This is a genomic window from Vibrio sp. ED004 (assembly GCF_023206395.1).
Classification (GTDB): Bacteria; Pseudomonadota; Gammaproteobacteria; order Enterobacterales; family Vibrionaceae; genus Vibrio.
In genome coordinates this window covers 1,805,126-1,828,125 of record NZ_CP066150.1, presented here as the reverse complement: position 1 = coordinate 1,828,125, position 23,000 = coordinate 1,805,126, and the positions used below count along the sequence as shown (strand labels likewise).

The following is a 23,000-nucleotide window of genomic DNA, read 5'->3' as shown; positions in this document are numbered from 1 at the left end:
ATGAGTTTGAAGAGACACTTTTAAATTACAGTTTTCCGAATTTTAAAATTTGCTTGGCGACCATAGCATTGTGGACCCACCTGATTCCATGCCGAACTCAGAAGTGAAACACAATAGCGCCGATGGTAGTGTGGGGCTTCCCCATGTGAGAGTAGGACATCGCCAGGCTTTAATTTCGTTATTTGCATAGCAAGTAACAACCTCAACAGTGTACTAATCTGTTGATGACAATTTGTTGGAGGGATGGCTGAGTGGTCGAAAGCACCGGTCTTGAAAACCGGCAACCGTTAATAGCGGTTCTAGGGTTCAAATCCCTATCCCTCCACCACTATTCATCAAAAAAAAGCCTTTGATTATCAAAGGCTTTTTTTGTATCTGTAAGACTTGAATTTGCTTCGAAACAACGAGGTAAGTCAATGTATATACAAAAATCTCCCCACGGCGTCTATTACGCACGGATTTGTATTCCAGCACAGTTGAAAGCGTTGGGATTCCCATTCGATCTAAAAATCAGCCTTCGAACAAAAGACCCTAAACTAGCTAAAGTCATTGGCTTAAGCCTTGTTAGTGCTGTCAAAGAGGCCTTTCGTACTACAGGTTCTCTGTGCTTTTCAGAGTTTCAGTTGCATCTAAAAGGCATCTTGTCCCACCATCTGAACTTACAATCACAGAAGCAGGATGATCGCTTACATTTAGGTTGTATACCTTCTATAAGTCATACTTCTAAGCGTTTGAGTGAAGAAAAGCATTGGAGTGAAGCGTTAGAACACTTTCTAGAGTTCAAAGGGGTTCAAGGGGTCAGTGCATTGACTGTCCATCAGTTGAAACAGCGCATTACCTTTTTCTTTGAGAGCACAGCGCTATCTGGTTTATCAACAATAACTGCGATGACACTGATGGAGTACATTAAGACTCTCAATAGCTCTAGTCTTTCAGCAAAAAGCTGTAAAGATTATTACGCGGCGTTAAGTCAATTTATATGTTGGTGTGCGACCATGTCTTTGATTGAAAGAAACGTGTCTGCAGATATCAAAGCGACTTTCAAGAAGTCTATAAAAGCTGATAAGCAGCGCTCAAGGTGGTCAGAGAGTCAGCTTTCAACACTCTTCTCATCTGAGCAGTTTCAGCAAGTGGATAATGGTTTCTACTGGGTTACTTTATTGCTCACGTACATGGGGATGAGGCCGAATGAAGTGTGTCAGCTACGTACAGAAGACGTGGTCGTTAGCGGTCCAGTCCCTTACTTAAACGTAACAGATGAAGGTCACGGACAGCGGATCAAGAATCGTTATGCTCTGCGACAAGTCCCCATTCATCAGAGTCTAATCAAACATGGCTTTCTTGAGTATGTTGAGCTTCGTAAGAACAATAGCAAAACCGATCTATTCGATTACAAGCCACTGGGTCTCAACAAGGACTGGAGCCAACAATTCGGCAGACTCCTATCTAAGATCGGATTGAAAGCAGGGCAACGCCCTACTGCGTACTCCCTCCGTCACACTTTCATTGATGTTCTTAAGCAAAAGGAAGTGGCTGAGTCTACAGTCGCTGATATCGTTGGCCATCATCACCCCTCAATGACATTTGGCCGATATGGTAAGCAAACAAAACTGAAACTTATGCTTAGTGCGGTGAACCAGTTCTCACTTCAACTGGGAGGCTCACATGAGTAAGTTCAACTATGATGAGTTGCACACGGTTTATAAGGCGTTCAAGCAAAGCTATTTTGAAGGGGATGAAACCTCGTTGCTTGCGTTATCAAAACAGTATGACTATCAAGATATCCACTGCCTCTATCAGCTTTTTGAGCGCCTCGAAGATAAGCCAAGCACCACATCTATGTCATTAATGGCATTAGGAATAGATTGGCAAACACAGCAGGCACTGTTTGGTGACTTTGAAACACTGAGAGAAATTGCAGGGCTCGTAAGCCCTCCACCCATGTCACACGTAGAGTGTTTTGATGCCTTTGTTCTACCTTATTGGACCATTATGTCAAAGAAAGGGATTGTTCTTATTAGCACTAGAAGCCAAGAGCATTTTACTTTCGTACATCGTGTGTCAGGAGTAGAAATTCAAGTTAATATAAAGCGCTGAATCTCAATGTCATTTTGAAAAACCAAATCTCGTGAACACCTTAGAACTCACGAGATTTACCTTTTAAATTATTATGAAGACCTTATCAATCGAACTCTCGGTCGGCACTTATTCTCCGTTTTTTGGGGGAAGCAGTGTTCAGGTTTTCCCTATTATCTAGGAGGGCGTCTTTCATCCCACATACAAGTGCCTGCTGTATTGGGTTTCCATCCAATTTTTTCATGTGAGCTGACATCCTTCTTTCTAATAAAGTCAGTAGTTCTTTCTCATCCCTTTGTTCAAAGACAAATGATTTCATTAGATCTTGAAAGATGGGAGCTAACGTTTCAACAACGGTATGAGTCAGTTTAGCGATCACCTTTTTTAGATATGAGTTCGATTTCTCTAACTGTTCATTTTTTTCTTCATTGTGTAGAACTTTTGATTCTGCCGTTTTGAGCTGTTCTTTGACTGTTGATAGAGCGGTAGAGGTTTTATCCAGTTGATTAGTTGCAGCGTTTGTATCCGATCGTAGTAAGTCTATATCTACATGTAATCTTCTTATTTTTTCTTGTTCCTCCTTTTGTTGATTTTTAACTTCGTTGATGTGTTGATTTAATTGGCTCAACTCCTCTAGCTTCGCTGAGATCTTTTGCTCAATTTGCAGTTGCTCCTTTTCCAGCATTCTAGTGTGATAATTACAATCCCTTTCACTTTTTTTTGCTTTCCTTGCCGGCGCATTTCTTTTACTTTTTGTTTATCTTTCTGAAGTTCTTGATTGAACTCCATGCTCTGATTGTTCCTTTCTCGTAAAGCATGCTCCTTTTTTGTATTGAATTGGCGAGTGTGAACGGTTCAAGGTGAGCTTCATTTTTTGAGCTAGATTTGCTTTGGCGACTCTAAGATCCCACTCTTTAGTTCGGCTATTTTGCGCGTTAAGGAAGAGGTGGACATGCTCCCCAGTATCTTCATTGAGACTTCTTTCATCGATATGAACAAACACGGCTAATATTTCATAGTCTTTGAAGAATCGGCGATAATAGTTCATAAACGCTTCAGCCATTTCTTTACCACAAAGAAGATCCTGAGAAACTTCATTTCGGTGTGGAATGACAAAAATCGACTCTTCTACCAAGTTTGAGTTCAAATTTTTAGGGAACGAAACCAGTTTGTTATGAAGTGAAATGTACTTCTCAAAAGCGTTCAGCCTTTGCTTCTTGCGAGAGAAATCAATATTCCTAGCTTCATTAAGCAAAGAGTCGAGTTTAAGCGGGACATGTTCAGGGGTGCTTAAAATCTTAGTGATAAAATTAGACCCCTCGGTATTTCCCTTTTCTGATTGCAAAACGGCTTTTAGTTTCTTCTTATATGCTCTCTTTCTTTGTTTACATTTAGCTAGGCCTTCTTGAGGTTTCTGAGGAAGTCTTATAGATTCGATAAACTGGGATTTATCGTCATTGCTCAATTCATCAAGTTTCGTCCATTGGTTATTGATATATACTTCGTTGAGGTGACTGAGATCGGGATTCCATTCAATGGTTTCAGATTTCGCATTTTCATCTCGGATACTATGTCCTGCTGACTTCTTAAGCTTGGCCTGTTTTTCTGCTGTGCCGGAATACGGAAGCGTTGAAAAAAGCATGTGATGCTTTATTTTTCATTGTGTAGTCCTCGGTTTGTGTGTTGTCGTGTTGGGGGTTGAGGGCGTAGCCCCCTCAAGAAAAGCTTTCGTTCATCTTTTACGCAGTAAAAGTGTTGCAGTGTCCTTGGTTACGATGTCGTTATCTTTTTGAAAGCCGGTGTCGAGACACCGGAATGAGGCAAATTAAAGGATGAGTTTGTCGACCGAATTTGCAGCTTTCTGAAGTGCAAATCAATCAGGTTGGGGTAGTCTTTTGCGTCTTCTTCAATCCACTTTGAGTAATGCTTATAAAGCATATCTAGCGTGTTGTGCCCTAGTTGAGACCTTATCCTATAAAGATTTGCCCCACTCAAAATAGCTTGAGATGCGAATGTATGACGGGCCTGACTCGCACCTCGATGAGCGACGTTGGCTGTAACGAGCCAGTTTTTAAAGGTGCGATCTATTGCTTTATCTTTTGGTAAAATTTCCCTGTATCAAGATTAGGGAATAGAGGTTTTGCGGTAAGTTTGGTTCGGGTCTTTTGATCACTTTCGGTGATATGGATTTCTTGAGCCGCTAAGCCAAAGATTAAACTTAACTGGTTTTCAATTATCTTTTGGGCTGTCTTAGACAATTGAATCCTACGCTTTGATCCCGTAGTTTTTGGCCTTTTAAAGTGATTAACTACGCAAGCTCTCTCGACTTTAAGCTCTCTTTTTACTGGGTCATAATCATCAACAACTAGTGCCAACCACTCACTTTTTCGAAGCCCTGTATGGCAAGCCAGAAGGACCCCATTTTTAACACTTGAGCAAGCTGCTGCTTGGTGAGTTAAACAGGTTATATCATTCAGTGTGAATGGATTACAGCTAATGGGAGCATTTTGTAAGTTATGGATACCATCAACTGGAGATTGTGTAATAAGCCGATCCCCAACTGCAAACGTGAATACTTTTCGGATAAGTGTCAGGTCTTCATTTAGTGTTTTGTTTGTAAGATCATTGTGTGCATGTAAGTAGCGAAGAATACAGCTTCGTACGATATCTCGTATGTCGAGTTCTCCGAAAAACGTTACGATACGTTTTAACTTAGATCTCCATGCTTTTATTGTTGAGTTAGCGTAAGTTCCTTTTTCAAGTTCGAACATTGTTTCTGCTACCGTGCGAAACAAAAACTTATCTCTGCATTTCATGATGCAAACCTCATTTTTATTTGAAATCTACGCTACAGATTTACAAAAAAACCGTCAATAATACTGGTAAATCATAAGTGCATGATTTTACTATAAAATAAATAAACACCCCAACATTATTGCTTAAATAACAATCGCTTAAAAAAGTAATTAAGCGATATCGCACAATATAACCAACCAATCTATTTAACTTATTAATGAATTTGAACCAGCAAAAACCACCATCATTAACCACTCTAATCAGTTAATGATGTTGAATTGGTTATCTTTTTAAACATGATCATATTGAAATATGAAATTCATAATTTTTTGTTTATCTGAATCACTTTGATATGTAGGAAGCTGGCTATTTTTAATGGGTTTAGCTATTTCCGCTCAATAGCAGTGTTGTTTGCACCATCTAAGGAATGAAAGAAAAATGTTACGTTTTGGCATATAGTACAAATTAAGTATAACAAAACGTATCATTAAAAATGAATCCATCACAACTCGATAAGCTTAAAAAGCTATCCATATTCACCACCTCAGACGCTGCAAAATTCAATGTAACTCGTGCCGCCCTTTCTCGCGCTGTGGAAAAAGGTGACATAGAAAAACTACAGCGAGGACTCTACGGGTATATAGGTAGAGAAGAATCGGAGATGCACTCTTTTGCTGAGGTCAGTGTCAGAGCGAAAAAAGGGGTTATCTGCCTTCTATCAGCACTCAGTTACCACAATCTCACTACCCAAGCACCTTTTCAGATATGGCTCAGCATTAAGAAAAATGATAGAGCTCCCAATATTGAGTACCCAAGCATTAAGATTGTTCGTACCAGGGACGTGACGGATTTGGGGGTGATTTCAACACAAGTTGATGGCATCCCTGTTTTAGTAACGGACGTTGAGCGGACGATTGTTGATTGCTTTAAGTTCCGCAACAAGATCGGGATTGATGTCGCGATTGAAGCACTTACAGAGGCAAAAAGAGCTAACAGATTAGAGCAAGGGAAGCTCTGGGAGTATGTAAAGCATTACAGAATGACAAATGTAATGATGCCCTATATGGAGATAATAAACTACAATGGTTAGTCACTTACTTCTAACACGTTGTTACCTTGTTTTATAGAGTGCGAGATTGAACATCGATCATATTGTAGAAAGCGCTGCAATTGCTTCGACGGCTATATTCTCAGGACAATGACTATAACACACCTCTAAAGCGTGGAATTGCTCAAGTGTGAAGCATATAGCCAAAGAATTTAAGCGTTTGCCTTTGAGGGTTTCCAGAGGAAAAGCAGCGGTAGAGCAATTTATATCAGCTTCGCCTCAAACAACACGCTGACCGTCGCGCTTTTTATAGCGTTCATCTTGCTTGAGGACGCTTCTGCCTTTCAAGGTATCAATAAAAGATCCCAAAGGGAGGTCGTTTATCTTTGCTAAATGCAGCAATGTGTTGACCTTCGTTTTATAGCGCTTACTAAAATATCGCATAGTTTTCCTGATACAGTTTCTTGAATACTTGTGTAGTTTTACAACTAACTACAGACGATTAAACTGCAGTAGTGACATTACCTAGTTTAAACCCCTTGATTCTGTTTTGCTGGTTAACGAATGTCAGGTTAACTGTCGATAGCTGCTTAGCAAATTCATATAACTCAAAATTCACAAAGTATGAAAATGGGCACTATTGTGCGGTTCTTTCATAAAAGTAACATGTTGATTTTTGAACTGTAAATCGCTCAAAAAGCGCCACAAACTCACAAGGGTGTGTAATTTCGGGGGGTTAAATCTAGAACCTACGATTAGATCTGCTACATTCACTTCCTCTCGCAACTTTATGCCTAAACCTCATTTCAAAATAACCAAATGGAAGCAATACGGTCTTAACCATGCAGCCCTCAGAGTTAGTTCCACTTCGCTAAATATAGACTAACTGAGGGAGTGGGTTCCATAAATCGTGTTAACGTATTTACTATGTGACTTATTTTTCAAACCCACTACATACCTACGGTGCTCAGGAAGGTTAAATCTTTACCTTATTTGCCTGCGCCCACTGAATGGCAAATACAGGCGCAATTGAGCCCGAAATAATCACCTCTTCGATAATCTCGGTCACGTGGTTTTTACTATTAAATGACCGCTGGTTCATACTATTTCAATTACTAAATCAGCTGCGAAATGACGGAAGTTCAACCAGTCTGCGCGGTGAACAAATATCAGAAGTGTTTGTCGAGGTGATGGGAGTTGATATGGATTATGAGCAAGTAGTATAAGCATTAAATTCATTGTGGGTTATGTACTTACTACTTGGTGTAAGAAGTAGAAGGTAATTCTGTGCTCAATTAAGTTAAAAGTAGCTATGTAGTTACGGATTTGGTGCTATAGAGAACAAATTTGTTAATAAAGTGTGATCCAGTCCTATTAAAAGCTCGATTTTAAAGTTAACTTTATCAGCTTGAATGTGGTATTAATTTCCCTCCATCATCTAATAAAGCAAGGAATAAATAATGGAGCAATGGTTACCTAGTTTAATCACAGAAACGCCTAGTGAGGGTTTTGAACTGGCGATTAAGTTGAGCAGAATGGGAGTAAAGAAAACTCAACCAGACATGGAGGTTTTACATAAGTTAAGACCCGAATACTCAGAAAGTGCATCGCTGCTTATTGAATCATCAAAGACAATTGCAATGCATTTTCAGACAGTATCTCAGGCTAATAACTATTGGAGAGATAATTAAATTCACATAAGGCCTTGTGATTGTAGAGGCCATTTAACGTTACAGTCGTTGTGCGTAGGTAAAATGACATGGTCGATTTACCATAATCACTTGGTGTGCACCTCAACCAAGCCTATTAACTAGTGCGATTATACTCATCGCACTAGCTCTTCAAGCATGTGTGGAACAAACTTTTGTCGGATAAGCGACACCTATTACCGAGGTAAACACCCCGGCTTTGTTGCGTAATTCAATGGAACTAAATCCAGAGCCTACGAGCTGATCAGCTACGTCCACTATCTCTCGTAGTCACATGTCTAAACCTCGTTACAAAACAACCAACTGGAAGCAATGCAACCAATCACTCATTAACCGTGGCTCTCTGACCTTTTGGATTGATGAAGAGGCGATAAGCGGGTGGGCGCAAAGCAAACAGAATAAGCGCGAGAGGCCTCGTCGGTTTAGTGATCTATCTATCACGACAGCGCTCATGGTGAAGCGAGTTTTTTCTATGTCGCTGAGAGCGCTGTAAGGGTTTATCGACTCGATCTTTAGACTTGCCCATATTCCATTAAGCTGTCCACATTACACCTGCATCAGTCGTAGAGCCAAGCAAGTTGAGGTCTCATTTAAGGCTAAAAAGAGAGGAGCAATACAGCACTTAGTTATTGATGCTACAGGCCTTAAGGTTTATGGCGAAGGTGAATGGAAAGTCAAAAAACACGGGACGGATGGCAAACGTAGAGTCTGGCGAAAGCTTCATATTGCCGTCGAGCTAAGTTTATCAACGGTTACAGATGGAGAAGTACTCCCGAATTTACTGAAACAAACACGGCGAAGTATGTTTGAGTTGTCTCGTGATGGCGCTTACGACACGAGAGCGTGGTCACCCTCGAAATCTCGCCGTGGGTTGTCAGAAGTTAAACGGCTTGAATAAGTATTGGAAAGAGCGGTTTGGATATCACAAACGTCCACTCTCTGAAACAGCGATGTATCGAGTTAAACAGTTGCTAGGAGGGCAATTGAGCTTAAGAAATTACAATGCATAGGTAGGTGAAAATTACGCGACGATAAAAGCGTTGAACAAGCTTACAGGGTTAGATATGCCTGAAACTTATTTTATTGACTAAGAAACACACGAAACGGGTTAGCTCTGTCTCTCAACTTAATCACGCAACAAAGCCTCGATGATATGTCCGACACCAAGATAAACAGGACATAGAGTATGAACAACAACTTCAGTTATTGAAGAACTGATAGCGTGGACGCCCCCTTCTAGGGGGCTATAAAGCAAAACCGTCTTCTAAGAGGGCGGATATTTTTTTGTTAATTTACAGACTCATTTAAGCGGAGAAGAACCCATTCCCTAATGTCATACGAGAGCAGGGGCTTGCACACTATTGGACAAAACTTTACAAAAAGTCATATCTACCCTCCTAATTATTGAACAATGTGTCAGGATCGTAGCTCTTAACGAGTTGTGCACCAACCGAAAGGAAGTCAGCAAGAGCAGTGTTTTGTCCCTCTTGTGCGGTAATTTCAATTATACTTGATCTTGTATGCGTGTGTTCTGTGGTTGTAGCGTTACTGCGAAAATCAAAAGAGCGGAGCATGCGCGAGTGATAATGTTGAGTGACTTTGAGATTTGGTATACCTCTTCAGTTGGGTGGATTTGTTCTACTTGAAGCAAAGTATACTTGTTGGTATTTTTAGATAAATGTGGCTATATTTATAATCTCAATATTATAGAACAATAAGGATATCAAAGTCCAACTGTACGATTTTTATTGAGGACTAGGTTTTTGTGACTCAAATAAGTGGCTGTGGCTTATCAAAAAGATAGCCTTGTGCTAGATCGATGTTCAGTTGCTCCGCCATATCGAGCTGTACGTGCTCCTCAATCCCTTCAGCTAAAACAGCGCCACCGTAGTCATGAACCGCTTTGACGACCGCTTTTATTTCATCAACTAGAGTAGGATCAAACGTAAGTCTGCTGATGATTTTGATGCAAAGTTTGACTACCTCTGGTTTGACTTCATCGATCAGCGCCAAATCAAAAAATCCGCAGCCAACATCGTCAAGCCAGAACTGATAGCCTTGCTTTCTCAATTGAGCCATTCGCTGTTTTATTGGTTGCCAGTCACGTATCGGTAAGTGTTCAGTGAGCTCAATCTTAATTCTTTCAGCCAGTGCGTAGCGGTTTAGTATCTGAAATACGGTTATATCTAACAACAGGTTAGGAGCAAGATTAACGGTGTAACATCCTATAGATGTATGGGCGGCAATGTTTTCAAGATGAACTTCGAGGATGACAATTTCCAACTGCCTGCTGAGTTGTTGTGATTGAGCAGCGATAAACAACTGATCGGGTCGATGCCACAAGGAGTCTGAAGGACCACGAACTAAAACCTCATGTCCATAAGTGGTCTGGCGTTTAAGATCTCTAATAGACTGAACATATGAATATAGTGAACGCTCACTTAAGATATCACTCAGTGAAACAGCAGTCCCTGTTTCAAGTGGTGTTTGGCTTTGGTTCATGTCGCAATTTTCCTTGTTTGCTTACACGCTATCGGAGTTAAGCATTTCTTTTCTGGTCCGTTTTATCATTCAGTTGCAGATAAGATAAAGAGTTGAGGATCTGTTCCGCGAGTTCATGATTGTTGCCCGAGAGGCTTATTGATAGCTTGGTGTCTTCAACTAGGGCTTCCATGTTTTGCTTAACCGTGTTGGAGTCGGACAGTTGAGCCTCAATGGCGTCCATGATGGTTTTAGAAGCTGTTTTACTATCAAGCGACATGTTCATCAAGTTCTTCATGTTATGCATGGTGTTTTTGGTTACTTCTGAGCTAAGAATAATGACGTCCTCAACCTCTTTTGTTTGTTGAAAATGCTGTCTGATATCTTTGAAATCGACGCCATTTCAGTGTCGATGTTCTCAGCAGACTGATTCGCCGTGTTCGCAAGTTGACGGACTTCGTCTGCGACTACTGCAAAACCGCGGCCGTGCTCCCCAGCTCGAGCGGCTTCAATCGCGGCATTAAGCGCCAACAGGTTTGTTTGTGCAGCGATACCTTTAATAGAATCCACCAATTGGGTGACGTTCTTGTTAATCTCATTCAGTGATTCGAGCAGTTCGCTAAACTGGCAGATCTTTTCTTTGGAAACTAATACTTGCTCTTCCAAAGCCTCCAGCTTGTCGATGGTATTAGCCGCAGTTTCTGCCGTTTGACTGGAGTATTGATGGCTCTCACAAGACAGCTTGTTAATACTTTCTGACTGCTCGATAAAGTGATTCACTAACTCATAGCTCTGTTTAATCGACTCAGCACGACTTCGTGACGCTTTATGGACATTGGCTGCATTGACGTAAATTTTTCTTCGCATAGTCGGTGGGATCATTCTGTTTGAATAGAGAGTACTTTTCAGAGACTTTCTTCAGTTCTGCAAGATGGCTAGTATGAACTTCGACAATATCCGATGACGGTTTTTAAACGAAAATATCATTATTAGACGGCCTTCTTTCGGGATTGAAGAGTTGCAGAAACGCTGGCTTGGGTAGACACACAAAGGGTACGCAGTAAGTCATCAAGATCTTAATGATCAGCGTTATGTCAATGTTGCTGGAGAGCAATTTGTCACCGTGATTAATGAACATAAGAATGGTGCCAACTATGAGAGAAACCTTGAGTGAGCGTTTCAGTATCGTAGGTTCGCCTGCGGTTTTAATAAACTGAGCTAAAGGCATCTGCAACCTCTGTTTAGATGAGTATTGTTTTGGTGAATCATATATATTATTGAACGATTGTTCAAATTAATAGTGGTGTTCAACTGCAACTTACGTAAGGTTAATTGAGTATATTCAATCGCTAAAAGTTCTATGTGCCTTAGCAGTGTTCTTTCGCATTGAGGCTTTGTTGCGTAATTCGATGTAAGTAAATGTGAATGGCGTTGTTGACTAAATCAGTTGAACCTTTCCTCAATAGTGCGATCTGATCCCATGTAGTCAAAACATGGTGATGTTTTGGGTAAATCTAAGAAGAAGATAACGAACTGGAGTGAATATAATGAAGCCTTGTGCAAATGAGGCTCAGTAACGTTTTGGATTGACGACTCTGCCGTTGAAGCATGGCAATGCAAAAGCCACCATGGCAAACGTGGTAGAGGCTTTCAATTTCCTGATACTGCTATTGAAACAGCTTTGATGATTAAAGTGTACTAATTCAGACTAGATCTGACACTTCAATTTGAAAAGAAGAGAGTTACCCACTTTGATTAAAGGTGCTTAGTCATCAATCAAAGACAATAAGAGGTAACTCTCATGCTTCATACTAGCAATCCAATAATCAAACACAAAGCTGGGCTTCTCAATCTTGCAGAAGAGCTTGGTAATGTATCTCGAGCCTGTAAGGTTATGGGTGTCTCTCGAGACACGTTTTATCGCTATCAAGAGTTGGTTGAAACTGGCGGTATTGATGCTCTGATTAATCAGAGCAGAAGAACACCAAACTTAAAGAATCGAGTCGATAGTGAAACTGAACAAGCCGTCCTAAAATACGCCATCGACTTTCCTGCTCATGGGCAAGTTAGAACAAGCAATGAACTACGTAAACTGGGTGTCTTTATCTCCAAGTGTCGTGCGCTCAATCTGGCTCCGCAACGACCTAGAAAACTTCAAAAAACGCCTCATTGCCTTAGAAAACAAGTTGCTGAGAACGGTATCATTCTAACGGAAGAGCAAGTCGCAGCTCTCGAGCGCAAAAAGCATGATGATGAAGTTTGTGGTGAGATAGAGACCGCACACCCAGGCTATCTAGGCTCTCAAGACACATTCTATGTTGGCAATCTTAAAGGGGTTGGGCGTATCTATCAGCAGACGTTCGTTGATACCTACAGCAAAAATAGCTTTCGCAAAACTCTACACGACAAAAACACCAATCACCGCAACAGATATGTTGAATGACAAGGTTCTGCCGTTCTTCGAGAATCATGAGCTGCCAATGTTGAGAATCTTGACAGACCGAGGTACTGAATACTGTGGCCGTGTTGATCAACATGACTATCAACTCTATCTGGCCATCAATGATATCGACCACACAAAAACGAAAGCAATGTCACCGCAGACAAATGGTATCTGCGAACGCTTCCACAAGACCATATTGAATGAGTTCTACCAAGTAACATTCAGAAAAAAACTGTATGGCTCGATGGAAGAGTTGCAGAAAGATCTGGACGAATGGATGGACTACTACAGCAATCATCGTACCCATCAAGGAAAAATGTGCTGCGGCAGAACGCCAATAGAAACATTAGAGGATGGGAAATCAATCTGGGCTGAAAAGAATTTAGCCCAGATATAATCTGACAGTCACCGAGTCTAAAAGTGGGTAACTGTCAGATCAGGTCTGAATTAGTACAAAACCATAGAACGAGTTAATAACTGACGACTGGTTTCAAGAAAATGGAGTCCTTGCTGGTCAATTGTTTTGGGCTTACTGCATTTAAGATCAATTTGTAATGCGGCATTCGCTACAGCCAACGCATCATTCGCGTCAGTTTTGTGGACCTTCAAGATTGCCTTTAGCTTTCTTTGGGTTAATGATTCGTACATCGTGACTAAACCGTTCAGCGAAACGTCCCCAATAATGGCAGCTAGCACACCCTTCAACAGCCACAATAGAAGGTGTAGTCGTAGAAGACAGCAAACGTATAAAAGTGAAACTAAAAGGCCTGACTCCGATAGAATATCGAACTCAGGCCTTGAAAGCCGCTTAACAAAAATGTCCAACTTTATGGGGTCACTTCAATGTCACTGGCTTAGGCTATTTATCTACATAGCTGCTACCTAAACGAACAGTAATTAAATTATTGCTTTTACCACCGACTTGAATGTATTCGATACCGATAATACGATTGATGATCCCCATAGCAGAGCTTGTATCAGAGTTTGTTGAGCGAATTGTCTCAACCGTTGCTCCTTCTGGCACTAACTCCATTGCACGATCTTGAGTGTTACCAGGTACTTGGAAACCGATAATATTGAAGCTTTCAGCATGCGCTGTGTAAACCTCATCGTTATGGCTAATACCTGAACAACCTGCTAGAGAGATAACGCCTAAAACACACAATAACTTTTTCATAAAATACCTTAAGAATAATTGGGAATTTAGATAGTAAGCCTATGGCTTCAACTGCTAACAAAGTACGAATTAATAAGTAACGGTTTACTTTGCTTCTAATTAACAGTGCTGTAATGACAAGCCATAAACGACCGTGTCATGATTATCTAGACTCAATAAGTTCATTGGGAGACAGCATCTCCCGACCGATGTTGGACATTATTCCAGAGATGTTTTGTAGTTACTGTATGGGTTTGTCAGTTGAGTCATTACATATCTGAATGGTAATAGTAAATACCGCACCTTTTAAGGTTGGGCTCTGACCAACCTCCACGGTTGCGTTGTGTTGAGCACAGATCTTATCGACGATTGAAAGCCCCAAGCCATGGCCACTCTTAGCTTTATTACGCGCTTTATCGCCCACGTAAAAGGGTTCAAACAGACGAGCCTGGTGTTCTTGTGCTACGCCATCACCATCGTCATGTACCGCAATCTGTAGCTGATCTTGATGCACGCTGGCTTCAATCGACATCTGTGAACGTGCGAACTTCATTGCGTTACGTACTAGGTTATCTAAGGCTCGGATAAGCAGAGTTTCATCCGCTAGTATTGAGCTAGGTTGTTCTGGCAGTGATAAGTCGATGTTGAGCTCTGTGTCTTTGTTCCAGCGTGTCATCGCGTGCTCGAGAAACGTCTCTTATCTCTAATGACTGGGGTTGCTTTTTCGAGGTCAATGCTATCAAATTTGGCGTAGCACAACAGTTCTTCGACCATCTTTTCCATCTCTTCTGTATCTTCGATAATACTTTCAACGGTGTGTTGTTGCGATTCATTAAGCGGCGTGTCTTTGAGTATTTCAGTTTGCCATTGAATACGAAATATCGGCGTGCGTAATTCATGAGCAACGGCTTTGGTGAGTGAGCGGTTACTTTCAATTAAGTGATGAATTCGGTCGGCCATTAGGTTAAAGGATTTGTTCAGTGAACCAATCGCAATACCACTTGAAGTCTCGGCTCGTGTCGAGAGATCGCCTTCAGAAAAACGCAAAGTGGCAACCTCAAGCTTTCTAACACGGCGGAAAATAATTAACAGATGACTTACGCCGTAAACGATACAACTAGCCAAAAAGAATACCCAAATGAGGTTATCTTCCAATTCTATTTTTTCTCGAACAAATGCTTGATTATCGGGTAGGTAATGATAAGTGTTATCACTGCCTGCTAAACGAAACCAAAGATTTCGTTCATCATCGTGAAAGATAAAGCTATTCGGGTGAGTACTAAAAAACTCCGAAACTGGCCCCGGTATTTCATCATTTGAACTGAACGTGACGAGTATATTTTGAGAGGTCTCCACAAATTGATCTATCGCTTGATGAGCCGCTTTAAGGCTTTGATTTTTTGCGATGTTTGCTATGAGTTGCTGGTGGGCTGTCGCTTCGTAATCTTGCAGCACATAGTCGTAGTCGGTATTGAGTTGATAGACAGAAACTTCGTAGGCGACAATACCAATAAAAGCAAACTAACAGCCCCAATAAAGACTCCAAATAAATACGTCGCATAATCGTTCTCGTTTATTACGCTCGTAGTGAGCGAAGTTAATACCTAGCGGTTAAAAAAATAAGTAGTCTTTATCGTGAATGATCTGAATTATTTTTGCTCGAGCATGGTCGTCACCGAGCATTTGTCTTAGGCGCACAACCTTGTTATTAATCGTCCGGTCGATCCTGTCATACTCAATGCTAACCAGTATCTTCGTCAAATAGTCAAGTGATTACGGCGTATCTGAATTGCTTGCTAATAAAGTCGATCAAACTCGCGATCTGTGAGTGATAAACTGCACCTGAAAGTTCATATTTATTATATGTTTTTTCAGAGCGAGTTAATCAAATTGAAGGTTATTTGAACCACCGTCTGAAGCAGTTTTGGCAGCGTAATAGTGAACGAACTCCAGGCCAGTAGAAATCTTGGTTTCATTGGCTTGATGGCAGAGTCATCAGTCCTTTCTTACCCGCAATACGATCAAAGTCGTCATCACCAGTGGTGAGTATCAATACTTTACCTTTATAGAGTGTATGCGTCTGTCGGAACATTGTCAGTCTAGCGGTTACAGGAAGCATTAAATCCAGCAATACGATGTCAAGTTGTTCGATGAGGATGGTCTGCGCAACATTACAGCCATAGGCAGGACACATAATGTTGAACGACAAAGTAATCTTGAAATATTTCTGAAGTTACAGATCGCCTTCCACGGTGACCATTTTAGAGTTTGCCATTCGACCGCAAACCTAATCGAGTGTTAACTTAAATGAAATGTCGTGAATTACCTTCATCTTTAGCTTAATAAATATTGCATATTGAGTTTAATTACTTCGCAAAAAATACCTAAACTGATTGGTTAAATATGTTCTACGCTAATTTTATGTGGTGTGGATGAATAAGAAACAAAAAATAACGTCCTAAAAAAGTATACATATCCATACATACTCATGACAGATAATTTGGCAGATAAACAATAAAGTCTCCCTATCGAAAACGATTTCATTAGAGCAAAAGACATGGACTACAATAGTAACCCCAACGGGTTCGGTGTTTTCTGGCGGCACAGATCTGGTTTCGCAGCCGGTAGTCCACGGATTTTACAACGTGCAGACGCCACCAAAGCAATTGAATTGAATAAGCAAATAGGTGTACACAGCTGGGCTGAGGACGATAAAACGGCCAAATAATTCCCATACACTGACGAGAGTCATCGTAGGCAAGCGACCTACTTTAAAACTATGTTGGGAGAAAAAGGGATTGGTTTCTATATCTTTATCTTGGATTCTGTCCCGGCAGTTGGCGAATACTGGATAACGAAAGCAGACTCGGAAAAATACAATTTCATTACTCATCTTGAGTAAGTGGTCTATAATATAAATTCATTACGACACATCAAGTTAAAAGGATATTTACATGCTTAAATCTACATTTCTATTAGGCCTAGTTGGTTTGGTTTCATTTCCTACATTTGCTGCGAATATCGAAGGAGGCTCATACATTGGGGCCGGCTTTGGTGTCCATCAAGATTCAGATACCGATGGTGGTGGCAATCTAGATGCTGAAAGCATGGGATATAGCGTTTATGGTGGTTATCAATTTAACCGCATAATCGGTGTTGAACTTGGCTACACCGATTATGGTGACTACGATTCGAAAGTTGGTGACAAAGTGTTCTCTCCAACAGCATTGTCTGTTTCGGCTAATGTCGGTTACACATTTGATAATTCAATACGACCTTTCTTTGTTGCTGGACTTAGCTATGTTGACCTGAATTCTGGTAAGGGTAGTAATTACAAAATTGATGACGATTCTGGTGCCGGTTTCCATTTCGGAATTGGCGTTGAATATACTCCAATTGACAGGCTTACGTTACGTCTGATTTCACAGGCAGATGCCGTAAATATTGAATTCACTGATAATAACGGTAAAAGACTTAAAAGCAGAGACACAGCGTTTAGTACCGTTATGATAGGTGCTTCGTACGACTTCTAGAGGCTTTATATTTGAATTATAGAGATTCCCTAAACTCTAGTCATTAAGGCTTGGCGATGTATTGCTGTTCAGTTCGTTCTCAGCAATACATCGAAAGTGACAGACTATATCTATAAAAACGGTAAACAACGAGCTGAAATTCTGAAGCCATCTTTATTTATAATTGCTGTAATTGAAGGTGATGGAACTCTTATGCACTCTAAGACAAGACGGTTTTGTCACAAATTTAGTTAGAGGTGTGACAGATCCCCCTACAGGTACAATTACGCTGTGAGTGCATAGAATCGTTCAAGGGCCGTCTGACCTTCTACATCTATCTGCTCTTGTTTCAACATCGTCCACACTTCTCGTCCATGCAAACTTGGATGTAAACGCCCCATGAACCCACGGGGCGATGCTGTTAATGTTTGAAGTTCCAAGGTAAGAGTGCGTTGATATCAGGCTCAGCTTTCGCCTGGACCTTCATGCACTTGACCATGTAGCCGTAGAGGATTAGGCCGTTGGCTTCCTCTGTCTCGACGATACTGTAAATCATCGCACTCGCGTCAGCACCATTTGTTGTGTTCGAGAACAACCAGTTCTTCCTGCCAATGACCAGAGGTTTAATTGCACGTTCAGCGCGGTTATTTTCTATCGATAAGTGACCGTAATCGACGTAGCGGATGAGCTTCGGCCATTGGCCGAGCGTGTATTTTATCGCTTTACCTAATGGGCTTGAGCCTATCACCTTCTGGGTTGTCATCCATTGGTAAAGTTCATCCAGTATCGGCTTGGAATACGCTTGACGCTCTGCTTTCCGCTTTTCGACAGGCGCACCTTTTAAGCGTGATTCTATTCCGTAGAGTTTTTGGATTTTAGCCAGCGCCTTATCAACCTTCCCCGACTTATCTTTCCCTTGAAGCTTCTTAGCATCCATGAACTTACGACGAGCATACGCTAAGCACCCCACATTAGTGACCTGATGTAGACCATCATAAGCCGCGTAGCCATCGGTTTGTAGATAACCGTTGTAGTCGCCTAAAAAGGCAATAGGGCACGCCCTCGCGCGACTGTTTTGATAGTCGTACAAGACGATATTTTTCACATTCGGTAATGCCGCTTCGGGCGAGTCAGCGCCTGAGCAGTAGAGCCACATATAACGCATCTTCTCTTCCTTGAGCACATTGGTGGCGTTTCATCCACCTGCACCACCACTTGTTGGAGTAGGTGCTCTTTCAAGGCCGCATACAGCGGAGCGAACTTCTCGCTGACTTGGATGACCCACCTTGTCATCGTGGTACGTGATAACTCGATATCTGACTGGGTAAACAGCGATTCTTGGCGGTAAAGTGGCATTGCGTATTGGTATTTGCCAAGAATGATGTTGGCCAGCAAGCTTTCTGTGGCGAAGCTTTTAGGTATGAGGCTCTGAGGGGATGGCTTCTGAACGATACGGCTACTGTCGCCTGCTTTTTCGCACTGGGGGCAAGCGTACTTAGGGCGAACATATTCCAGCACCTTAATCTTATCGCGCTGTTTGTTGGTAAACAGGAACAGCGCCCCGCTACCAAGAGGCAAGTCCGTATCATTTTCGATAATCGCCGCCAGGCCGTTGATGGACTTTCTAAAATCGACACTTTCACGATAAAGATAAATGTCTGGAGCGCTAAGCATACCTTTCATGACAACGCTCCAATGAGTTCAGCAAGATAGGTCGCTGGCGTGCCTTGAGGAATGCTCAACTCCACATCATTGACGAGCAGTGTCATGTTAGCCGTAGCTATCTGCGCCTGATACTTCGTTGTCTTTTCGACGATTTCGGCTCTAACAAATCCGACAGATTCCGATTGGTTTGCTGTTTGGAGTTGACGCCGCTTGGCGAAGAAACGTGGATAAACTCAGTCTATGTTGTTCGCAAAAAGCACGCTGTGTAATATTGCTGCTTTCATATTGTTCAAACAGTGTTTGCCATTCTAGATTGGTGCGTCGTTTTGCCATTTCAACTCTCCTTTGGGTTGGAGAGTTGATCTTATTCTTCGTGCTGAAAGATTAGAATGCGGGCTTCATGGTACGCTTACGGTAAACTTCGCAGTAACTTTGGTATAACTTTCTGTAGGTAGCTGCACATACCAAGACTCAGGATTTTCCGACGGTACTTAATTACCCAAACTACGTGACATTTCATGTAATAAACATTGTGGTACGAGGTGTAATATTGCATTTAGTCATCGTGCCATCTCTAAAGGTATTCATCCACAGGTACACTTGTAGTTTTCTGTATCCACAGAATAAAAGTGTTAAATAAGCTTGCTGGGTTAGGTATATGTGAAACCTGTCGTACTGACTAAGAAATATACGAAACGGGATAGCTCTAAACTTAATTACTCAACAGGCTCAAAGCCGAAGAAATTATCAGCAAGCCTGCCAGAATTTAATTATTTGGGGGACTTTTATTTTCTTTCATTAGCCATTTTGTGAATGTAGCAATATACAGTTCATTTAAAGCATCATCACAATACGAGCGAGAAAGTTTACGGCGAGACCACTCACTAGCTACAGCTGCCCGTGATTGGGTTGTGCTTCTTCTATAGAGTTGTACTTCGCAAACTTCTATGTTGGACATCTGTTGTGCATTCCGAGTGACAGTGCTTTGGCGAAAACCCAGTCGTGAGGCTTGTTTAGCAGAACACCCCATAATAACGAGTGAAGCCGTGACTAACATCAGCCAGAATGCTACCTTTTTCATGTTGTTTCCCCTATAACTAAATATCTTGTATATAGCCTTAAAACGGCCATGGCCAAAAATAGTTGTTGTGTCGTAACAGGTATGGCCTTTAGGCACTATTTCTTTGAAAGCTGCATAGAAGCAATCAATGGCCTTACCTCCTAACTTTTTTAGCTGCGCTTGAACACAGCCACACTTCCCTACCATGACGACTTACAGAGACTCTTTAATTGACCTTAACCCCTAAGCTTACCGTTTTTTTTTGACCCTGTGTTAACTCTGATCGGCGATGTAGTCCAAGTATTTAATACCCAAAAATTTAACTAGTACTAAGATGAATAACTCGTTAATCAAAGTTACAAATTCAGTTTATTCCATATTGCGTAGCTAATTTTACTACCATCAATGACGACTTTCTCGGCAAATCATTATGAGCTTGATACTGTTTCAATTGTAATATCTTTGCTCGACTAATTTAACTGATGAGTCCAGAAATCATGCATAGTATTGGTTGTACTAGCAGGGGAGTTGCTATATCCGATTCCGATTTCAGTATGACTTGGATTCATGATGTCTTGGCATGAAATTGTACGCCCAGTTTGAGAGGCAGAACCTGCGTTATTACTTTGATTCAGTATGGTATTGGTTTGTGGATAACCGTCACCAAACAAAGGTTTTATAGCAGAATGTGATCTTACCGGTGATACGTTAGGCAGGTTAGATTGAGATTTTGTAACGGTCGCTCTCAGTTTCTCTGCGTACGCTGTTAGCTTAGCTGTTCGAGCTGCCGAATCACTCCAAGCGATTGGTGCTACGGCGTCTAAAGCTTTATTGTAATATTTGGTACCACACCAACGCTTTGTCGAACGAGCACAGTTGACCGCAATCACTGTTTGATATTTTATCGTATCTGCATGTGAATTTTCAGGGAAATTGACAATCTTGCACCAACGTTTGTCTGCAGTGTCGGCACCTGGCGATCCCCAAATACTACCGATTAGCAATTGAGATTTATCTAAACTATCAAAATCAATTAACGCTTCGCTAGTTAAGGGGGTAATATCAATATCGATTGAATTCAAACTTTGTTTAAAAAGGTGATTCCCCAGCTCTTTGGCAGCATCGTTAATATATTCGTTCTGCATTATAGCCCAGGCATCACCGTGCAATTTTTTTAAATTATGTTCATAAACCAAAGCGGTAAATTGGTACGTAGGTAAAAACGCATGCCCTATTGTACTTGAACCTTTATAAGAAACAGTATCAATAGCTTCGACAAATAGTGCTTCATTTACTACAGAGTTATTAAACGCAAATTCTGACAACTTTATTTTGGTTAAACAATGACTAACGAATTTATTTCCTGGTAGACGATTTGTGTCTGTTGCATATTCCGAAATAGCACCATCAATATATAACTTCCGACCTTCCTGTTTTACCGTTAGATTATTTGAACTATAGCAACGTGCAATAGCCCCTTGTTGGATAACAGTCGGTTTCGACATCATTATGTTTACCGTTGAAATATCACCGCCATACGCTAAATCAAGATCGGTTGATAAGTCGAGATTAAGCCACGTATTGTCTGCTAACACTTGTCCTCTTTGAGCTTCCTGAGCAAACATAAGACCGCGTACAACATGAACTATATTGTTACTCATTGGAATAATATCAGCACTTTGGCCGACTAACGCAGGAACAGCCACATTCGATGCCGTATTAGTGACCGATGTAGTTGATGTTTTAGGTGTTGGTGTGCTTGCTATTGTCGGCTGAGTCGAACCAGAAGAGCTTGGGCTCGATGACCCACCTCCACCACCGCAAGCGGTAACAGATAACACCATGATTATTAATGAATTAATCTGTTTGAGTTTCATATTTACTAATCCTTATTCATGAAAAATCGAACCATGACAAAAGTGATGGCTGTATTTACTTTGAAAAAATACAGGTCCTTTGGACAAAACTCCGAGCGTAGGCTTTAGATGTAAATTTCCTAAATTAAAATAAAACACTGTTCAATTGGTGGCGATAGTCTGACAAAATTAATTTTCTGTAAAGAGAAAGGCGAACATAATTTAATTAATCTCAACTATGAGACGGAGTGGTTAGATGAAAAACAAATATAAAGCCCAATGTTTATTTTATAAAATGCGGAACTCTCATTGTTAACCTAACTTAAGTTTTTGATTTAAAACAAAAAACATTCTTAAATGCAATTGGATTAAAAAAACAAAGTCTTAAGAACCGACGAAGTTGTCGTCTTAGCGGCCTGCGTCGGCTTCGATGTGATGGGCGCACTTCCCTTCTAGCGTTGTTGTACCGCACTAAAGGTACAGCTATTAAAAAGTAGGAGTAACAACCATGTCCATTAAAGTTGTCGGTATCGATTTAGCCAAGGATTTCTTTCAAGTATGCGTATTGAATATTGATGGTACTATCTCGCCAAACCGTAAGGTTCATCGAGACAGATTGCTCCATACAATCGGTCAACCTCCAGATAATACCCTGCTGGCTATAGAGTCATGTGCATTATCACATTATTGGGGACGAGTCTTTTTAGGGCTTGGTTTAAAGGTATCACTCATAACTGACTGCTTAGAATATTTAGAGCGAGTAGTAATCCAACTCAGAGCGGTATCGTGTAATAACTGATAGAGCGCTGACTTTTTATATGATGTATCGAAATTACTTTCTATATAAAGCCCAACCTCTTTCGCTTGGAGACGACCACCATTCTTATTAATGGCATGTTCGACAACATATTCTTTGAATTGCGATTTCTGTTCGTCAGTTAGGCGGTGAGGTCTACCTGAGTATGTTTTCTCCTGAAGCCCTTCAAGACCATTATCGAGATATGCTTTAACCCATTTATTAACGCTTACTCTGCTAACTTTAAGGTACTTAGCTATTTCAAGGTGACTTTTACCGTCAACAAAATGAGAAACAGCCAAATAACGTATTTTAAGTCGAGCGTTGGATGTGGAATTAATCAAACTCGGAAAATCATGCTTCATAAGGACTCCTTTTAAGAGTCCTCAATAGATCATAAAA

Annotated in this window: 14 protein-coding genes, 1 tRNA gene, 1 rRNA gene and 12 pseudogenes; 12 read left to right on the top strand and 16 right to left on the bottom strand. The window is 41.0% G+C overall.

The genetic code is table 11. From position 1 onward, the window contains the following. Positions 1–52 precede the first annotated feature (52 nt). The 4 genes from rrf to ITG10_RS25580 all read left to right on the top strand — a co-directional run bounded on the left by rrf (position 53) and on the right by ITG10_RS25580 (position 2,097). Positions 53–168 (top strand): 5S ribosomal RNA (rrf, locus tag ITG10_RS25595). 69 nt (positions 169–237) lie between these two features. After that, a tRNA-Ser gene (locus tag ITG10_RS25590) sits at positions 238–328 on the top strand. Positions 329–416: 88 nt separating this feature from the next. Next, positions 417–1,673, top strand: a complete 1,257-nt coding sequence (locus ITG10_RS25585; protein WP_248387023.1) for a site-specific integrase — start codon at positions 417–419, stop codon at positions 1,671–1,673. Further along, the gene (locus ITG10_RS25580; RefSeq protein WP_017633219.1) at positions 1,666–2,097 is read left to right on the top strand and encodes a hypothetical protein; all 432 of its coding nucleotides are present in this window, start codon (positions 1,666–1,668) and stop codon (positions 2,095–2,097) included. Before ITG10_RS25585 ends, ITG10_RS25580 begins: the two co-directional genes overlap by 8 nt. A gap of 85 nt (positions 2,098–2,182) precedes the next feature. Here ITG10_RS25580 and ITG10_RS25575 read toward each other — a convergent pair whose 3' ends face one another. The 3 genes from ITG10_RS25575 to ITG10_RS25565 form a co-directional block, all read right to left on the bottom strand. Continuing rightward, positions 2,183–2,761, bottom strand: a complete 579-nt coding sequence (locus ITG10_RS25575) for a hypothetical protein (protein ID WP_248387021.1) — start codon at positions 2,759–2,761, stop codon at positions 2,183–2,185. Between the two features lie 72 nt (positions 2,762–2,833). Then, positions 2,834–3,718, bottom strand: a complete 885-nt coding sequence (locus ITG10_RS25570) for a hypothetical protein (protein WP_248387019.1) — start codon at positions 3,716–3,718, stop codon at positions 2,834–2,836. 442 nt (positions 3,719–4,160) lie between these two features. Then, positions 4,161–4,892, bottom strand: coding sequence for a site-specific integrase (locus tag ITG10_RS25565; protein ID WP_248387017.1), 732 nt, complete (start codon positions 4,890–4,892; stop codon positions 4,161–4,163). A 473-nt stretch (positions 4,893–5,365) separates the two neighbouring features. Between ITG10_RS25565 and ITG10_RS25560 the strand changes: the two genes are divergently transcribed. The 3 genes and pseudogenes from ITG10_RS25560 to ITG10_RS25550 all read left to right on the top strand — a co-directional run bounded on the left by ITG10_RS25560 (position 5,366) and on the right by ITG10_RS25550 (position 8,720). After that, positions 5,366–5,962 carry a type IV toxin-antitoxin system AbiEi family antitoxin domain-containing protein gene (locus ITG10_RS25560; RefSeq protein ID WP_248387016.1) on the top strand — a complete coding sequence of 199 codons (597 nt, stop codon included), beginning with the start codon at positions 5,366–5,368 and terminating at the stop codon, positions 5,960–5,962. A 1,418-nt stretch (positions 5,963–7,380) separates the two neighbouring features. Continuing rightward, positions 7,381–7,611: a hexameric tyrosine-coordinated heme protein gene (locus ITG10_RS25555; protein ID WP_016784144.1), complete on the top strand. Its 231-nt coding sequence runs from the start codon at positions 7,381–7,383 to the stop codon at positions 7,609–7,611. 292 nt (positions 7,612–7,903) lie between these two features. Beyond that, positions 7,904–8,720 (top strand): annotated as a pseudogene (locus ITG10_RS25550) (IS5 family transposase). A gap of 679 nt (positions 8,721–9,399) precedes the next feature. On the opposite strand, the gene ITG10_RS25545 reads toward ITG10_RS25550, so the two are convergent. The 3 genes and pseudogenes from ITG10_RS25545 to nrtS all read right to left on the bottom strand — a co-directional run bounded on the left by ITG10_RS25545 (position 9,400) and on the right by nrtS (position 11,338). Beyond that, positions 9,400–10,131 (bottom strand): EAL domain-containing protein, encoded by a 732-nt coding sequence (locus ITG10_RS25545; RefSeq protein WP_248387015.1) that lies wholly within the window; start codon positions 10,129–10,131, stop codon positions 9,400–9,402. A 37-nt stretch (positions 10,132–10,168) separates the two neighbouring features. Next, positions 10,169–11,097 (bottom strand): annotated as a pseudogene (locus tag ITG10_RS26540) (methyl-accepting chemotaxis protein). A gap of 2 nt (positions 11,098–11,099) precedes the next feature. Further along, positions 11,100–11,338: pseudogene (gene nrtS, locus ITG10_RS25530) on the bottom strand (nitrate/nitrite transporter NrtS). A 276-nt stretch (positions 11,339–11,614) separates the two neighbouring features. On the opposite strand from nrtS, the pseudogene ITG10_RS25525 reads away from it, so the two are divergent. Together ITG10_RS25525 and ITG10_RS25520 are read left to right on the top strand one after the other, a co-directional pair. Further along, positions 11,615–11,803, top strand: a pseudogene (locus tag ITG10_RS25525) (transposase); the annotation flags it as partial. 108 nt (positions 11,804–11,911) lie between these two features. Continuing rightward, positions 11,912–12,950 (top strand): annotated as a pseudogene (locus ITG10_RS25520) (IS481 family transposase). A gap of 59 nt (positions 12,951–13,009) precedes the next feature. Here the strand turns inward: ITG10_RS25520 and ITG10_RS26535 are convergent. The 4 genes and pseudogenes from ITG10_RS26535 to ITG10_RS25505 all read right to left on the bottom strand — a co-directional run. Next, a pseudogene (locus ITG10_RS26535) lies at positions 13,010–13,274 on the bottom strand (IS110 family transposase); the annotation flags it as partial. A 138-nt stretch (positions 13,275–13,412) separates the two neighbouring features. Continuing rightward, positions 13,413–13,730 (bottom strand): hypothetical protein, encoded by a 318-nt coding sequence (locus ITG10_RS25515; RefSeq protein WP_248372268.1) that lies wholly within the window; start codon positions 13,728–13,730, stop codon positions 13,413–13,415. A gap of 220 nt (positions 13,731–13,950) precedes the next feature. Beyond that, positions 13,951–15,270 (bottom strand): annotated as a pseudogene (locus ITG10_RS25510) (ATP-binding protein). Between the two features lie 411 nt (positions 15,271–15,681). Then, on the bottom strand, positions 15,682–15,918 hold the full coding sequence (locus ITG10_RS25505) for a hypothetical protein (RefSeq protein ID WP_236610067.1): 237 nt from the start codon (positions 15,916–15,918) through the stop codon (positions 15,682–15,684). A gap of 352 nt (positions 15,919–16,270) precedes the next feature. Here ITG10_RS25505 and ITG10_RS25500 point away from each other — a divergent pair. Both ITG10_RS25500 and ITG10_RS25495 read left to right on the top strand, forming a co-directional pair. After that, positions 16,271–16,611: pseudogene (locus tag ITG10_RS25500) on the top strand (alpha/beta hydrolase); the annotation flags it as partial. Positions 16,612–16,663: 52 nt separating this feature from the next. Then, complete coding sequence (locus ITG10_RS25495; RefSeq protein ID WP_016769054.1) at positions 16,664–17,242, top strand: porin family protein; 579 nt, start codon at positions 16,664–16,666, stop codon at positions 17,240–17,242. A 400-nt stretch (positions 17,243–17,642) separates the two neighbouring features. Here the strand turns inward: ITG10_RS25495 and ITG10_RS25490 are convergent. From ITG10_RS25490 to ITG10_RS25470, 5 genes and pseudogenes are all read right to left on the bottom strand, one after another. Continuing rightward, positions 17,643–18,745 (bottom strand): annotated as a pseudogene (locus ITG10_RS25490) (IS66 family transposase); the annotation flags it as partial. A 45-nt stretch (positions 18,746–18,790) separates the two neighbouring features. After that, positions 18,791–18,895: pseudogene (tnpB, locus tag ITG10_RS25485) on the bottom strand (IS66 family insertion sequence element accessory protein TnpB); the annotation flags it as partial. 5 nt (positions 18,896–18,900) lie between these two features. After that, positions 18,901–19,219: pseudogene (locus ITG10_RS25480) on the bottom strand (IS66 family insertion sequence element accessory protein TnpB). Between the two features lie 433 nt (positions 19,220–19,652). Next, positions 19,653–19,967 (bottom strand): hypothetical protein, encoded by a 315-nt coding sequence (locus ITG10_RS25475; protein WP_032545065.1) that lies wholly within the window; start codon positions 19,965–19,967, stop codon positions 19,653–19,655. Between the two features lie 449 nt (positions 19,968–20,416). Further along, on the bottom strand, positions 20,417–21,823 hold the full coding sequence (locus ITG10_RS25470; RefSeq protein WP_017631285.1) for a hypothetical protein: 1,407 nt from the start codon (positions 21,821–21,823) through the stop codon (positions 20,417–20,419). Positions 21,824–22,310: 487 nt separating this feature from the next. Between ITG10_RS25470 and ITG10_RS25465 the strand changes: the two are divergent. After that, positions 22,311–22,535 (top strand): annotated as a pseudogene (locus tag ITG10_RS25465) (IS110 family transposase); the annotation flags it as partial. On the opposite strand, the gene ITG10_RS25460 reads toward ITG10_RS25465, so the two are convergent. Then, positions 22,487–22,963 carry a helix-turn-helix domain-containing protein gene (locus tag ITG10_RS25460; RefSeq protein WP_248387013.1) on the bottom strand — a complete coding sequence of 159 codons (477 nt, stop codon included), beginning with the start codon at positions 22,961–22,963 and terminating at the stop codon, positions 22,487–22,489. The pseudogene ITG10_RS25465 and the gene ITG10_RS25460 sit on opposite strands and share 49 nt — an antisense overlap. Positions 22,964–23,000 lie beyond the last annotated feature (37 nt).

What these genes read in the sequence shown, in the direction of transcription:
- ITG10_RS25560 (WP_248387016.1), top strand. Translation starts at nt 5,366, where the DNA reads ATGAATCCATCACAACTCGATAAGCTTAAAAAGCTATCCATATTCACC.
- ITG10_RS25515 (WP_248372268.1), bottom strand. Translation starts at nt 13,730, where the DNA reads ATGAAAAAGTTATTGTGTGTTTTAGGCGTTATCTCTCTAGCAGGTTGT.
- ITG10_RS25555 (WP_016784144.1), top strand. Translation starts at nt 7,381, where the DNA reads ATGGAGCAATGGTTACCTAGTTTAATCACAGAAACGCCTAGTGAGGGT.
- ITG10_RS25470 (WP_017631285.1), bottom strand. Translation starts at nt 21,823, where the DNA reads ATGAAACTCAAACAGATTAATTCATTAATAATCATGGTGTTATCTGTT.
- ITG10_RS25575 (WP_248387021.1), bottom strand. Translation starts at nt 2,761, where the DNA reads ATGCTGGAAAAGGAGCAACTGCAAATTGAGCAAAAGATCTCAGCGAAG.
- ITG10_RS25460 (WP_248387013.1), bottom strand. Translation starts at nt 22,963, where the DNA reads ATGAAGCATGATTTTCCGAGTTTGATTAATTCCACATCCAACGCTCGA.
- ITG10_RS25545 (WP_248387015.1), bottom strand. Translation starts at nt 10,131, where the DNA reads ATGAACCAAAGCCAAACACCACTTGAAACAGGGACTGCTGTTTCACTG.
- ITG10_RS25475 (WP_032545065.1), bottom strand. Translation starts at nt 19,967, where the DNA reads ATGAAAAAGGTAGCATTCTGGCTGATGTTAGTCACGGCTTCACTCGTT.
- ITG10_RS25580 (WP_017633219.1), top strand. Translation starts at nt 1,666, where the DNA reads ATGAGTAAGTTCAACTATGATGAGTTGCACACGGTTTATAAGGCGTTC.
- ITG10_RS25495 (WP_016769054.1), top strand. Translation starts at nt 16,664, where the DNA reads ATGCTTAAATCTACATTTCTATTAGGCCTAGTTGGTTTGGTTTCATTT.
- ITG10_RS25565 (WP_248387017.1), bottom strand. Translation starts at nt 4,892, where the DNA reads ATGAAATGCAGAGATAAGTTTTTGTTTCGCACGGTAGCAGAAACAATG.
- ITG10_RS25585 (WP_248387023.1), top strand. Translation starts at nt 417, where the DNA reads ATGTATATACAAAAATCTCCCCACGGCGTCTATTACGCACGGATTTGT.
- ITG10_RS25570 (WP_248387019.1), bottom strand. Translation starts at nt 3,718, where the DNA reads ATGCTTTTTTCAACGCTTCCGTATTCCGGCACAGCAGAAAAACAGGCC.